This window comes from Sporosarcina oncorhynchi, from assembly GCF_033304615.1.
GTDB lineage: Bacteria > Bacillota > Bacilli > Bacillales_A > Planococcaceae > Sporosarcina > Sporosarcina oncorhynchi.
In genome coordinates this window covers 423,372-436,135 of sequence record NZ_CP129118.1, presented here as the reverse complement: position 1 = coordinate 436,135, position 12,764 = coordinate 423,372, and the positions used below count along the sequence as shown (strand labels likewise).

The window sequence follows — 12,764 nt, the reverse complement described above, 5'->3', positions numbered from 1 at the left end:
ATTAATCTGCCCGTCCTTTGATAATATCAAGGACGAACGGCCAGTCAAGATGTGCTTTTATATGCGCTGCCCATGCATCGTAAACGTCTACGTCAGCGGGCGCAATGGAAGCGACACGGTCCATGTCTTCCTCTTCAATCCCATGATCCATCATATGCGGGACGACCCCGACAACGCGAATGCCCGTGTACGATTCGATAAAATCGACACCTTCCGCAAATAGCGAAACATCGCCATGGAATTTATTAATAATAATGCCTTTCACGCGTGCCCGATGCGCCGGCTCCAGTAACACTAGCGTCCCGACTATCGACGCAATCGCCCCACCTCGGTCGATGTCCGCGACGAGTAGCACAGGCACGTCCGCCATATCTGCCACACGCATATTGACGATTTCACGGTCGTTCAAATTCACTTCCGCCGGACTGCCCGCCCCTTCGATCACTACAGTTTCGTACGTTTCCGATAATCGATTTAGCGATGTCCGAATCGCCTCGATTGCACGGTCGAAAAACTGTTCGCGGTACGCCATGCCGTCAATCGCCTTGAAATTCCGTCCAAAAAAACGCACTTCCGATTGCATATTGCCGAGCGGTTTCAATAAAATCGGATTCATCTCGATGACCGGCTTCGTCCTTGCCGCTTCCGCCTGCAAAACTTGTGCCCGGCTCATCTCTTCGCCCTTTTCAGTCCTTGCGGAAAATCGCGACATGTTTTGCGATTTGAATGGAGCGACCCGCATTCCTTCATCGGAAAGCAGTCGGCATAGCGCCGTGCAAATCATCGTTTTTCCGACGTCAGAAGCCGTTCCCATCACCATAATCCCTTTCATCGCATAGCCACCTGCCCTTCTCTTTTCCAGTACAGCGGCATGCCCGAATCCATCTCGATCGCATCATCCGCAACCGCGACAAGCGCTTGATGCAGCAATCCGATCCATTCGCTATACATGCGCGTCTCTTCATAAACCGATGGCAACTCATCGAGCACTTCATTCGATACGATGACGAACTGCGCTGCTTTTTCACTTATCGCCGCCACAGTTCCCATTAGTTGTGTCGCCTTTTTGCGCATGCACGCTTCCACATGCACACAATATGTATGTTCAATCTCTTCGTACATCTCATTTGCGAGCCACGTCGTCAGGCAATCCCATAACACATAATCGCCCGGCTCGATGAAAGGGAGGACTTCTTCAAGCGCCACGGGCTGTTCAATCGTCAACCAACTCTCGTCCGCGCGATCCGTTTTGTGCTGATCAATCCGCTCCTGCATCTCCTGGTCGACCGCTCGCCCGGAAGCGATATAGACAAGCCGTCCATCCGTCTGATCCGCGCCTTCCACAAGCAATCGCTCCGCAAATGAACTTTTCCCGCTACGCACACCGCCACTAATAAACGTCATCATCCCACGCATCCCATCGCCTCCCTTTCAGCTGATTCACCCGCAAATCTTCATGCAAAAGTCCAAAACTGCCTGCAAAACTCCAAAGTCGCTCCTAAAACTCCAAAGCCACTCCTAAAAGTCCATAATCGCTTGCAAAACTCCAAATAACTCCAATGTCTTCTAAACGTACATACCTACTCAAAAGTCCATAACTCTCGCTACAACTCCAAAGTCGCTCGCAAAAGTCCAAAGCTACTCCTAAAAGTCCATAACTGCCTGCAGAAGTCCATAACCGCTAGCAAAACCGTAAAATACCAGTTTCACCTCTCGCTAAACCAGTCCGCCAGCTCACGTTTCAACAGGTCCAATTCCAACGCACTCTTCATGCCAATCCGCAGCCAGCGTCCGTCCATTCCGACGAAATTCTCGGAATGTCGAAGTACAATTCCGCGCCTAAGCATATGCGCATAAAGCTCTCTCGCATCCAACCCGTCCCTTAACCGAAACGACAAGTAGTTCGCAAGCGAATCCGTAACGGTGCAACCATAGCTTTTAAGAAAAGCCGTCATGTTCTCCCGCTGTTCAGCAGCATGACGGATCGCCCGCCCGCGATACGCTTCTTCATCAAGACAAGTCGCACCAATCTTCGCCGCCACGCTATTCACATTCCAATGGGGTGCACGTGATTTCAATTCCGTAATGACAGCCGAATGAGCGACTGCATACCCTAGTCGAATTCCAGGAATTGCATACATTTTCGTCATTGAGCGAACGACAACACAATGCGGAAACTCACTCACTTTATGAATGAACGACTTTGCCTCATCAATAAAATCAATAAACGCTTCATCGAGGACGACTTCACAATTCGCTTCCCCCGCTTTCACAATTAGTGCCAACAAGTCTGCTTCCGTCGGCATCACGCCTGTAGGATTATTCGGCGTGCAGATGTACAAAACAGATGCTATCGCCAATTTCTGTTCAATTACATCTACCGGCAAAGCAAAACCATCCGCTTCCAAAGCGATGACGCGTTCAATTTCAACATCATTGGCACGCAACGTTGCTTCATATTCCGAAAACGTTGGATGAACAACGATTGCCCGTTTACCCCGGTAGCGTCCCGCTATGAGCGACAAAATCTCAGCTGCACCATTGCCGACAATTATACTTTCGACGGAAACACCGTGATACGCAGTTACTCGGGATAAAAAAGGTTCGCCCGATGCATCGGGGTACCTATGTAAATCATTCGCAAGCTTAGCCCAGCTATCCAATACTGATTGCGGCGGCCCTTCCGGATTGCAGTTTTCGCTCAAATCGACTATCTGCGCAGGCGGTTCGATGCCTACTCCTGCGTAGACATGCCGGGGATTCGCCCCGTGCTCAGGCAATTGCATAAGTAACCACTCCTATGAAAGTCATCAACATCCAGAAGACGAACGACACGATATGCATTTGCGTAATCGTCGATTTAATCTGTTTCGCTTGGATCTCATTTCCACCCGGTCCGATTTCAGGCCGTTTTGAAACAACTCCGCGATATGTACTCTTTCCGCCAAGGCGAATGTTCAGTTGCCAAGCAGTCGCCGCTTCCAAATAGCCACTGTTTGGACTCGGATGTCGTCTTGCATCATTCCCCCAACCGATAAACCGTTTACGCAGTGAAATACCGCCTTCGTTTGGTGTCGTTAAAAGGATTAAAAAACCCGTTATCCTAGCGGGAATGAAGTTCAACACGTCATCTGCACGTGCTGAAAACAGGCCAAACTCTTTATAGCGATCATCTTTGTACCCAATCATCGAATCTAATGTATTGACCGTTTTATACAACCATAACCCTGGCGCGCCGAACAGGAATGCCCAAAATAATGGGGCCGTAATACCGTCAGATGCATTTTCAGATACCGTTTCAATCGTCCCCCGTGCGATGCCGCTTTCGTTAAGTTTCGCCGTATCGCGACCGACAATCCAACTCAGTTTCTTCCTCGCTTCATTCATATCCCCGACGACAAGCGGTTCGTATACTTCGAGGGCCGCATCACGCAAGCTTTTTTGCGCAAGACCGATTGCAATGAAAATGCCTTCAACGGCCACGCCGAATCCGATATGCATTTGATAAGAGATTCCGACAAGTGCCAGCACGACCGTCGTTACGAGGACGATCATGATGAACAGCATTCCCGCGCCTTTTAGTACGCGGGCACGCCCTTTGTTTAGGACCGCAGTGAGCTTCGAGATGAGCGTGCCGATCCAGCGCACAGGATGTGGCCAGTTTTTCGGGTCACCAATGATGCGGTCCAATAAAAACCCGATCGCGATTGCTACAAAATGGGCTTGAATCATGTCGTCCATCCTTTCGCCCGTTTGTAGGCTTTAATCGCACGGATTGTGCAGTCATAGACACCGTGGCCAATTAGTTTACCGAGTGGCGTAATCGGGCCGGCGTATGGTAAGTGCTCGCCTACTTGTGTTGCTGCGACGAGGAGGCTGTCGGTTGACGTACCGGTCGCCGTCGTGTCCGTGAGTGGGTCTTTGATGTTTTCGGTATGCATCGCTTTCGTTTTCGCTTCGGTTGCGGTGATCATGGCTTGGATGAATGCTTCGTCAGGCAGATGGCCGTTGATGATTACCCATGTGTTAATGGTGCCGATGCGTTCTTCGCGGTCGCGGGTCAAGCTTTGGGATACGTCGACTGCATTGCCAACTCCGGCTGTCACCATAATTAAGACCGTGCCGAAATCGCCGCTGTATTGTTCCACTTCGGCATGCTCCGTTGTGACGGCGGTCATCATGCCGACAGTGTCTGTCAGATGATAGCCATTTTGTTTAAGATACGCTTCATTTTCGGCTTTCACATCGACCGCATTATAATCGGCATCGACGTGGCGGTTGACGAACTCGCGATACCAGCCCATGCCAGGGTTATGGACAGCGGAAGATAGTGTTTTCAGTGGGTTTTTTACTTTCAGGGAAACGTGATTGGCTGAAATAGTGAACTGTTCTTTTTGGACGATAAACGGTTGCATTTCCTCTATTGTATCAGGCAACAACGTCATTTGAGGTTTCGCGAGTTCTGGATGCGGCTGTGTTTTGACACGTGCATGATAGACGGATCCGATGACTGTATCCTGGATGACGTCCAGTGGATTGCCGATTTTGGCGATTTGGCCTTTATCCATTAACAGCAACCGGTCGCAATATAACGATGCGAGGTTAATGTCATGGAAAACCGAAATGACCGTGACGCCTTTTTCGACAGCATGATTACGAATCGTATCGAGTAATTGCTGCTGATGCGCAATATCGAGGTGGTTTGTCGGTTCATCGAGCAACAGGATCGGTGCTTCTTGGGCCAACGCTTGTGCAACGAAAACGCGCTGTTGTTCACCGCCCGATAATAATTCAATGGCGTTGTCTTTGTAACGGGTAATGCCTGTGTATGCAAGCGCTTCATTCACCGCCCGTTCGTCTTCTTTCGACCAAGTCGAGAATAGCCCGGACTGATGTGGATATCTCCCGAGCGAAACGGTGTCTTTCACCGTATGAGAGAAGGCGTGTGCATGGAGTTGCGGCAAGACGGCGACTTTGCGGGCAAATTCCTTTTGTGAATAAACCCCTGCATCTTGCCCGTCAATTTGTACGGAGCCTGTCTGCTTTGGCAAGATGCCGGAAATGATTTTCAGCAATGTCGATTTCCCGCTGCCATTTGGACCGAGGATGCCGAGGACTTCACCTTTATTCACATGGAAAGAGATGTTGTGAACGATGGTCTTTTTGTCATATCCGCCTGATAAATCGGTAACATGCAACATGTCACATGGCCCCTTTCCTTCTTTGTCTATAGAAAATAAATGCGAAGACCGGTGCACCGATAAACGCGGTAATGACGCCGACGGGAAGTTCCGTCGGTGAAATGATGGTTCTTGCGATCAGGTCGCAAATAATGAGTAGTGATGCGCCATTCATGAATGACAATGTGAGCAGGTGTCGGTGATCTGATCCCCACATAAGCCGCGTCATATGCGGGACGACAAGGCCGACGAAGCCAATTGTGCCTGATACGGCAACTGCGGAACCTGTAAGAATCGATCCTCCGATGAGTATCATGAATTTTCTTCTTCTAACGTTGACGCCGAGGTGATGGGCGCGTTCTTCTCCAAATAGCATCGCATTTAGTTCCATGCGATTCAACCAGAGAATGAAAGAACCGATGATGACGAATGGCAAGATCATTAGAATGTAATTCCAGCCGCGCATCGATACGCTTCCGAGAAGCCAGCCAATAATTTGTCGGAGTTCTTCACCTGTGAGTGCGATCATGAGTGACAGGACGGATCCAAGGAATGAACCGAAGATGATACCTGTCAGAATGATTGTCTCCATTTTCATTGACCGGTCGACGAGTCGCGCGAATCCGATGACGAGGAACATCGTCAATGCAGCGCCTGCCATACTGAATACAGGTAATGTGTATGTGCCTACAATCGGAAGGGAAATACCGAAAAAAAGTGTCATCACAGCACCAACAGAGGCGCCGGATGACACTCCGAGGGTGTATGGATCAGCGAGCGGGTTTTTCAGCAGACCTTGAAACGCCGCACCTGCAATCGCAAGTGACGCACCGACGAGTCCCGCGAGAATAACACGGGGCATCCTGATTTTATACAGAATATTCGTTGCGGTCGTATCTGTTGAATCCCATAATGTGCTGATCGGAATTTTGACGGTTCCGATTGAAACACCGAGCCATACCGCCACAATTAATGTGGCGGCGGACACGATGTAGGCAAGAGTCGACTTATTCAAAAGCCTCTGGATAGATCGCTTTCGCTACTTCTTCCAGACCTTGTGCAAGACGTGGGCCTGTACGGCTCGTCAAGTTTTCATCGACTTGTACGACACGGTCTTCTTTAACCGCAGTAATGTCGCCGAAGCCGTCACGGTTTTTCACGCTTTCGATAATATCCGGCACGTAGCTGTACATGACAATGATGACGTCAGGATTTTGGCTGACGATTTCTTCAGGACTGATGACAGCCCAACCTTCTTCGGTAACGACGTTTTCAGCATCGATCATGTCAAGAATTTCTTGCATGAAAGTGTTTTTACCCGGTGCGTAAATATCGGGCGCATCGGATGTTTCGATGAATACGCGTTTTTTGTCTTCAACTTTGCTCGTCTTTTCAACGACTTCAGCGACTTTCGCTTTCATGTCTTCGACGATTGTTGCTGCTTCTTCTGTTTTGCCTGTTGCTTGTCCGATTTGTTCAATCGTTGTGTACGTTTGATCGAAGTTCGATGCGTTTGTTACAACGAATACTTTGATACCTGCGTCACGGATTTGCTGGTAACCATCTTCACCTGATCCAAGGCCGGATTCATGTGCGAATACGACATCCGGTTGCATCGATACGATTTTCTCAACGTTGAATTCCATGCCGCCGATTTTTTCTTTTTCAAGTGCTTCTTCTGGGAAGTTGTCATAGTCGTTGACACCGACGATTTCTTCGTTCAATCCAAGTGCAAATAGGATTTCTGTATTACTAGGCATCATGGATACGATTGTTTTTGGCGCTTCGTCAAATGTAATTTCATTGCCGACAGCATCCGTCAAGGTGACAGGGAACGCCGCTTCAACTACGTCATCCGTATCTGTTTGTGTATTTTCCGTTGCTGGTGTTTCGTCTTTTTTCGGCTCATCCGTCGTGCCACATGCCGCTAGCATGAATGTAGCAAGAACAGCCATGAGCATTAGTTGCCAAAGCTTTTTCATCTCGTAGTTCCTCCTGTTTGTCCAAATAAAAATCCCCCGTGTGCTGACGGAGGATTGAGCTCAGTAAAAATCTTGGCGCACGAATAGAAACGCGCTGATTTCCACCAAACCTATCCACGTAGGGTACGGGTGACTCATGAAGGCAGGTCTCCTGGCTCGTGCAATGGTTGATGCTCCCCGCGCCTTCCCAGGAATTTCCCCAGTGGCCAATTTCGGATTGCTTGCACATACAGTGGCGGGACCGCGCCGGCATTGAACTGGCTTCCCTTTTAACCCCGACGTTTACGACGAGGCACCTTCATGTTTGGTATGTAATTATGTTTCGGCTTCATTATACTACAGATTTTGCAGTTGTCGAGAGGGTTGGGGGTTTTGATTGATGGTTGAGCGGTTTTGGGGCGAGGTTGAGCGGTTTTGGACCGAGGTTGAGCGGTTTCCATGCAATGTTGAGCGGTTCGGGGCTGAGGTTGAGCGGATTTCGGGCAAGGTTGAGCGGTTTGCGGCCGAGGTTGAGCGGATTCCGGGCGATGTTGAGCGGTTTTGGGACGAGGTTGAGCGGATTTCGGGCAATGTTGAGCGGTTATTGGTCGAGGTTGAGCGGATTCCGAGCGAGGTTGAGCGGTTCGCGGGAAGTCATCATCTGCCCCCCTCCCCAGATCGCGCCAAATGCCTTTGACAAATAAATCTTGGTTTTTTCTTTTGAACGTGTGTTTATTCGAGCGCGGGCGGTCAGTTTATGAGCGCGGGACATTCGTTTATGGGCGCGGGACGTACGGTTACAGGCGCACGACAACCGTTTACGAGCGCGAGACATACATTTACGGGCGCGGGACGTACGGTTACGAGCGCAGTACAGCAGTTTACGGGCGCGAGACATACAAATACGAGCTCACACCAACACTTTACGGGTGCGGCCCCACAACCATCCAACTCTCACACAATCTAACAACACCAAACACCTACTACAAACCAATAAAAAAACCTCTCCAACAATCGGAGAGGCATACCATACTATATTAACCTAATTTACATCTTTTCCGGAGCATCTACACCAATGAGCTTCAATGCATTTGCAATTGTAGTACGCGTGGCTGTAATGAGTGCCAAACGTGCTTCCGACAGTTCGCGATTATCCGGATCCAGCACTTTTTCTGCGTTATAGAAGCTGTGGAATTCCGCAGCAAGTTCTTGGATATACACCGTAATCCGATGCGGAGAACGCAAACGAGCTGCGTCACTAACAAGTTGTGGGAAATCGCCGACCTTTTTGATTAACGATAATTCCTTTTCAGTCTGCAACAGATCTACATGATCCGTGGACGCTGCCAAATCTGCATCCCCTGCTGAACGCAAGATGGATGAAATCCGTGCGTGTGCATATTGCGCATAATACACAGGGTTTTCATTTGACTTCGAAATCGCCAAATCCAAATCGAAATCCATTTGCGCATCCGCTGAACGCATCGCGAAGAAGTAACGCACTGCATCCAAACCGACTTCCTCGACAAGTTCGCGCAATGTGACTGCCTTGCCCGTACGCTTACTCATCTTGAACTTCTCGCCATCTTTATACAGCTGCACCATTTGTGTAACTTCCACTTCAAGCGTGTCGCGGTCATAGCCAAGCGCCTCAATCGCCGCTTTCATACGTGGAATATAACCATGGTGGTCTGCGCCCCAAATATTGATGAGCTTATCGAAACCTCTACGGAGCTTGTCCTCGTGGTATGCGATATCAGGCATCAAATACGTATAGGAACCATCATTTTTAATTAACACGCGGTCTTTATCATCGCCAAATGTCGTCGAGCGGAACCAAGTTGCTCCGCCTTCTTCAAACACATGTCCGTTCGCACGCAATTTGTCGAGCGCAACACTGATTTTGCCATCCTTGTAAAGGGACGTTTCCGAAAACCAATTGTCAAAAGGTACGCGGAAATCTTCCAAGTCCTTCTTCAACTTCCCTAATTCATAATCAAGCCCGTATTGTCTGAAAAACTCTTGACGTTCCGCTTCAGACGTATGGACATATTTGTCGCCAAATTCTTCCGCTAATTGTTTACCGATATCGATAATATCCGGCCCTTGATAGCCGTCTTCCGGCATCTCTTTGTCCAGTCCGAGTGCTTGGAAATAACGCGCTTCGACGGACACCATCAAGTTATTCACCTGGTTGCCAGCGTCATTAATATAGTATTCACGCGACACGTCAAACCCAGCAAATTCAAGAATATTACAGAGCGAATCACCGATCGAAGCACCACGTGCGTGCCCTAAATGCAAGTCACCTGTCGGATTCGCTGAAACGAATTCCACCTGCACTTTTTGATGCTCACCGAATGTCGAACGGCCGTAGCTTTCCGCTTGTGCAAGCACTGCTTTCACGACGTCACCAAGATAATCGCTCGCCAACCGGATGTTAAGGAACCCCGGTCCTGCAATCTCAACGGAATTAATGGACGTAGACGACGTATCCAGTTTCTCGACAATTGCTTCCGCGATTGCCCGCGGCGGCTTTTTCGCGATTTTCGTCAGTTGCATCGCAATATTCGTTGCATAATCCCCATTCTCCTTGTTTTTCGGTGTTTCAAGAATGATTTCCGGAATAGCCGACTCCTCCGCCAATTCCGCTGCAAGTACCGCCTGTTTGAAAGCGTCTTTGATTTCCTGTTGAATCTTTTCTACTGCATTCATGATTGTCCCTCCGTATAGTGAATCGTCAATTCATGCTTTCCGAGCAACGCGCCCTCCGCATGTAATTCGTAATGTACTGTAAATCGTTCATCCGTCACTTCAAGTTTGCCCGTCTTCACAAGCAGATTAAACGACGCGGGCCCATTTCCATACGTTCCTGGCCGCAGCTCGTCCGGTGTAAACGGCAGACGCATTTGAACCGCACCACTCCGCATAATGAACGCATCGGCAGCATCCAACTTTACGATGGTCCTTACTTGCTGACCATTCTGATTTTCTTCGAATCGCAAAAAGGTCTTTCCTGCTTTAACCGTTATTTCGCCTGCGGACTCCAATTCGTGGGATTCCGCCTCCTGTCCTTCATGTCTAATTGTCGACCGGAGCAGGACATCCACCTGTTTTCCGTCCTTGGTTGATTCCACAAGAACACCGCCCTTACTCAGTAAATACTATTCATTATATCTTTATTCCGTCCACTATTCCATACATCTATCGGTTATGAGCAGAAATTGGATGAATTTCATCCGCCTGGCCGTTTAATTTGCGGCTAGCTGTTCCATACTGAATGCAAGGAATGAGGGGGGAATTCAGTTGAAACGGATCGATTATATAAAGAAAAAGAAGAGAAAGAATCAAGTCCGGCGCATCATTTTACTGTCTGTAACGGCGGTAACTGCCGTTTTCACGGTTTTTCTCTGCCTTCGTCTCTATGCACAAATTACAGGTGCCCCCTCGTTGAGCGTTCCGAAAGCGAGTGTGTTTCTCGATAAGAACGGACGGCAAATTGGGGATAAATTTTCCGCAGAACGGCGCTACTGGGTGAGCCTCGATGACATTTCGCCATTTCTGATTGACGCGGTCATCGCAACGGAAGACCGAAATTTTTATACGCATAATGGATTTGACTATAGACGGATCGCTGGCGCAGTCCTAAAAGATATTAAGACGATGCGCAAAGCGGAAGGTGCGAGTTCCATTACACAGCAGTATGCCCGGAATTTATTTCTGACGCATGAAAAGTCTTGGAACCGAAAAATAAAAGAAGCGTTGTACGCGTATCGGATGGAGACATTTTACGAGAAAGATGTTATTTTGGAAGGCTATTTGAATACGGTCTACTTCGGGCACGGCATGTATGGTGTTGAAGCGGCAAGCCGGTTTTATTTCGCGAAAGCGGCGAAGGATCTAACACTTGAAGAGGCGGCGGTCATAACAGCGATTGCAAAAGGACCGTCCGTCTATTCGCCTCTTTCCAATCCCGAAAAGTCGAGGGAGCGACAGCTGCTAGTGCTGTCGTTGATGGAAAATCAAGGGTTTATTACCGAAGTTCAAGAAACACGTGCGAAAGATATCGCGGTAGCTTTGAAGACGGAAGACTGGGCGGATATGAAGCGGGCAGCGCCTTATTTCCTTGATGAAGTGTGGCGGGAAGCGGAACAACTGCTCCAGAAGAAAGGCCGTTATCCAGCAGAAGGCGGCTGGACGATTCGGACGACGCTCGATCCGCATCATCAGAAAACGGCTGAAGAATTCATTGAGAAATGGATGCCTGCAAGTGAGTTGCAAATCGGGTTCATATCGATGGAGCCTGAAACGGGCGCGATCACATCGCTCGTCGGTGGGTCGAATTATACAGAGAGCCCTTTCAACCGCGTAACGCAGGCAAAACGGCAACCGGGTTCTGCAATAAAACCTATCCTTTACGCGGCAGCCCTGGAAGACGGCTATAATCCGCTAACATTCAAGTCTACGGAAAAGACGATTTTTACGTATGACGAAGGTCGCTCAACGTATGAACCGAAAAACATTAACGGGAAATTTGCAGGCCATCCTATCTCCCTTGCCCAAGCGCTTGCACTTTCCGATAATATTTATGCAGTAAAGACACTTGAGGATATTGGCTATAAAAAATTTAATAAGATGGCGGAACGGCTCGGAATCGATGTAACATTCCAAGAATCTCCTGCCGTTGCACTTGGTACATCTGACGTAACACTGCTTGAGATGACGAATGCGTACAACCGAATTTCGTCGGGTGGCTTGCAGGTCGAACCGACGACCATCCTGTCCATCACAGATGCTGAAGGAAAAACCGTGTATGAGCAACCGAAAAGAAGTACAAAACACGCTATTACGGAGCAGGATGCTTTCGTTCTAACCCATTTAATGACGGGTATGTTTGACCCTGTGTTCAACGACTACTCTATCGCGACGGGTCTATCGATGCGATCCAAACAGAGAAGACCGTATGCAGCAAAATCCGGTACGACGATTTCCGATCAGTATTTAATCGGGTATACCCCTTCCCTAACGGCAGGTATTTGGACAGGCTATGACATCGGACAGCAATTGACGTCACTTGAAGATAAAGCGGCTTCGAAAAAGATCTGGATCGACTTCATGGAAACCGTTCACGCCGGCAAGACACCTGAACCGTTCGTTCCACCGATTGGTGTGGCTGGTGTCATCGTCGATATTGAAACAGGCGGTATTGCTGTGAACGAGTGTCCGAAGCAGCGCCTGATCTATGTGAAAGAGAAAGACAAACCGCAGAAGTTATGTACGGACCGAAGCTTGCGCGAACAATTGACAGGCGAACAAGAAGATGCCAATTTCGAACTGTTTCCATTTTCATTTTTCGAATAAAACAAAGCATCCCATCGCGTTTGTATCCAACAATCAAAAAAGCTTTGCACATCTGAATGACTTCAGAGATGCAAAGCTTTTTTACCGTTATGGATGGCTCAGCCAATGGGATCCATTGCTTGGGTTTTGAATGGATTGCCAATCGACAGAACCTTTCCACTCCGGTTGTCCTAGCTTACAAACGCAAGCTGTATTTTTAGTGTACTTCCTTTCGCACAGACATTCAACCTCCTATTACTACAGAAGCCAAATTTCACAGTTT

Annotated in this window: 12 protein-coding genes and 1 riboswitch; of the genes, 3 read left to right on the top strand and 9 right to left on the bottom strand. The window is 48.7% G+C overall.

The features are described 5' to 3' along the window. Position 1: 1 nt before the first annotated feature. The 7 genes from QWT69_RS02220 to QWT69_RS02190 all read right to left on the bottom strand — a co-directional run bounded on the left by QWT69_RS02220 (position 2) and on the right by QWT69_RS02190 (position 7,162). Positions 2 to 832, bottom strand: a complete 831-nt coding sequence (locus tag QWT69_RS02220; protein ID WP_317968550.1) for a cobyric acid synthase — start codon at positions 830 to 832, stop codon at positions 2 to 4. Next, on the bottom strand, positions 829 to 1,416 hold the full coding sequence (locus tag QWT69_RS02215) for a bifunctional adenosylcobinamide kinase/adenosylcobinamide-phosphate guanylyltransferase (RefSeq protein ID WP_317968548.1): 588 nt from the start codon (positions 1,414 to 1,416) through the stop codon (positions 829 to 831). Before QWT69_RS02215 ends, QWT69_RS02220 begins: the two co-directional genes overlap by 4 nt. A 290-nt stretch (positions 1,417 to 1,706) precedes the next feature. After that, entirely contained in the window at positions 1,707 to 2,786 is a 1,080-nt protein-coding gene (locus tag QWT69_RS02210) for a pyridoxal phosphate-dependent aminotransferase (protein WP_317968546.1), read from the bottom strand. After that, positions 2,773 to 3,729, bottom strand: coding sequence for an adenosylcobinamide-phosphate synthase CbiB (gene cbiB / locus QWT69_RS02205; RefSeq protein ID WP_317970859.1), 957 nt, complete (start codon positions 3,727 to 3,729; stop codon positions 2,773 to 2,775). Before cbiB ends, QWT69_RS02210 begins: the two co-directional genes overlap by 14 nt. Further along, positions 3,729 to 5,201, bottom strand: coding sequence for an adenosylcobinamide amidohydrolase (locus QWT69_RS02200; RefSeq protein ID WP_317968544.1), 1,473 nt, complete (start codon positions 5,199 to 5,201; stop codon positions 3,729 to 3,731). Before QWT69_RS02200 ends, cbiB begins: the two co-directional genes overlap by 1 nt. Position 5,202: 1 nt before the next feature. Next, complete coding sequence (locus QWT69_RS02195; protein ID WP_317968542.1) at positions 5,203 to 6,195, bottom strand: FecCD family ABC transporter permease; 993 nt, start codon at positions 6,193 to 6,195, stop codon at positions 5,203 to 5,205. After that, positions 6,188 to 7,162: an ABC transporter substrate-binding protein gene (locus tag QWT69_RS02190; RefSeq protein ID WP_317968540.1), complete on the bottom strand. Its 975-nt coding sequence runs from the start codon at positions 7,160 to 7,162 to the stop codon at positions 6,188 to 6,190. The genes QWT69_RS02195 and QWT69_RS02190 overlap by 8 nt, the downstream gene beginning before the upstream one ends. Before the next feature lie 124 nt (positions 7,163 to 7,286). Beyond that, a riboswitch (cobalamin riboswitch) is annotated at positions 7,287 to 7,477 on the bottom strand. A 64-nt stretch (positions 7,478 to 7,541) separates the two neighbouring features. Between QWT69_RS02190 and QWT69_RS02185 the strand changes: the two genes are divergently transcribed. Both QWT69_RS02185 and QWT69_RS02180 read left to right on the top strand, forming a co-directional pair. Continuing rightward, positions 7,542 to 7,838: a hypothetical protein gene (locus QWT69_RS02185; protein ID WP_317968538.1), complete on the top strand. Its 297-nt coding sequence runs from the start codon at positions 7,542 to 7,544 to the stop codon at positions 7,836 to 7,838. Between the two features lie 60 nt (positions 7,839 to 7,898). Beyond that, positions 7,899 to 8,108, top strand: coding sequence for a hypothetical protein (locus QWT69_RS02180; protein ID WP_317968536.1), 210 nt, complete (start codon positions 7,899 to 7,901; stop codon positions 8,106 to 8,108). 80 nt (positions 8,109 to 8,188) lie between these two features. Here QWT69_RS02180 and argS read toward each other — a convergent pair whose 3' ends face one another. Together argS and QWT69_RS02170 are read right to left on the bottom strand one after the other, a co-directional pair. Further along, positions 8,189 to 9,856 carry an arginine--tRNA ligase gene (gene argS, locus QWT69_RS02175; protein ID WP_317968534.1) on the bottom strand — a complete coding sequence of 556 codons (1,668 nt, stop codon included), beginning with the start codon at positions 9,854 to 9,856 and terminating at the stop codon, positions 8,189 to 8,191. Next, entirely contained in the window at positions 9,853 to 10,278 is a 426-nt protein-coding gene (locus QWT69_RS02170; protein ID WP_317968532.1) for a YwiB family protein, read from the bottom strand. Before QWT69_RS02170 ends, argS begins: the two co-directional genes overlap by 4 nt. A gap of 169 nt (positions 10,279 to 10,447) precedes the next feature. Between QWT69_RS02170 and QWT69_RS02165 the strand changes: the two genes are divergently transcribed. Then, positions 10,448 to 12,502, top strand: coding sequence for a transglycosylase domain-containing protein (locus QWT69_RS02165; protein WP_317968530.1), 2,055 nt, complete (start codon positions 10,448 to 10,450; stop codon positions 12,500 to 12,502). Positions 12,503 to 12,764 lie beyond the last annotated feature (262 nt).

What these genes read in the sequence shown, in the direction of transcription:
- QWT69_RS02180 (WP_317968536.1), top strand. Translation starts at nt 7,899, where the DNA reads ATGAGCGCGGGACATTCGTTTATGGGCGCGGGACGTACGGTTACAGGC.
- QWT69_RS02190 (WP_317968540.1), bottom strand. Translation starts at nt 7,162, where the DNA reads ATGAAAAAGCTTTGGCAACTAATGCTCATGGCTGTTCTTGCTACATTC.
- QWT69_RS02210 (WP_317968546.1), bottom strand. Translation starts at nt 2,786, where the DNA reads ATGCAATTGCCTGAGCACGGGGCGAATCCCCGGCATGTCTACGCAGGA.
- QWT69_RS02220 (WP_317968550.1), bottom strand. Translation starts at nt 832, where the DNA reads ATGAAAGGGATTATGGTGATGGGAACGGCTTCTGACGTCGGAAAAACG.
- QWT69_RS02185 (WP_317968538.1), top strand. Translation starts at nt 7,542, where the DNA reads ATGGTTGAGCGGTTTTGGGGCGAGGTTGAGCGGTTTTGGACCGAGGTT.
- QWT69_RS02215 (WP_317968548.1), bottom strand. Translation starts at nt 1,416, where the DNA reads ATGCGTGGGATGATGACGTTTATTAGTGGCGGTGTGCGTAGCGGGAAA.
- QWT69_RS02200 (WP_317968544.1), bottom strand. Translation starts at nt 5,201, where the DNA reads ATGTTGCATGTTACCGATTTATCAGGCGGATATGACAAAAAGACCATC.
- argS (WP_317968534.1), bottom strand. Translation starts at nt 9,856, where the DNA reads ATGAATGCAGTAGAAAAGATTCAACAGGAAATCAAAGACGCTTTCAAA.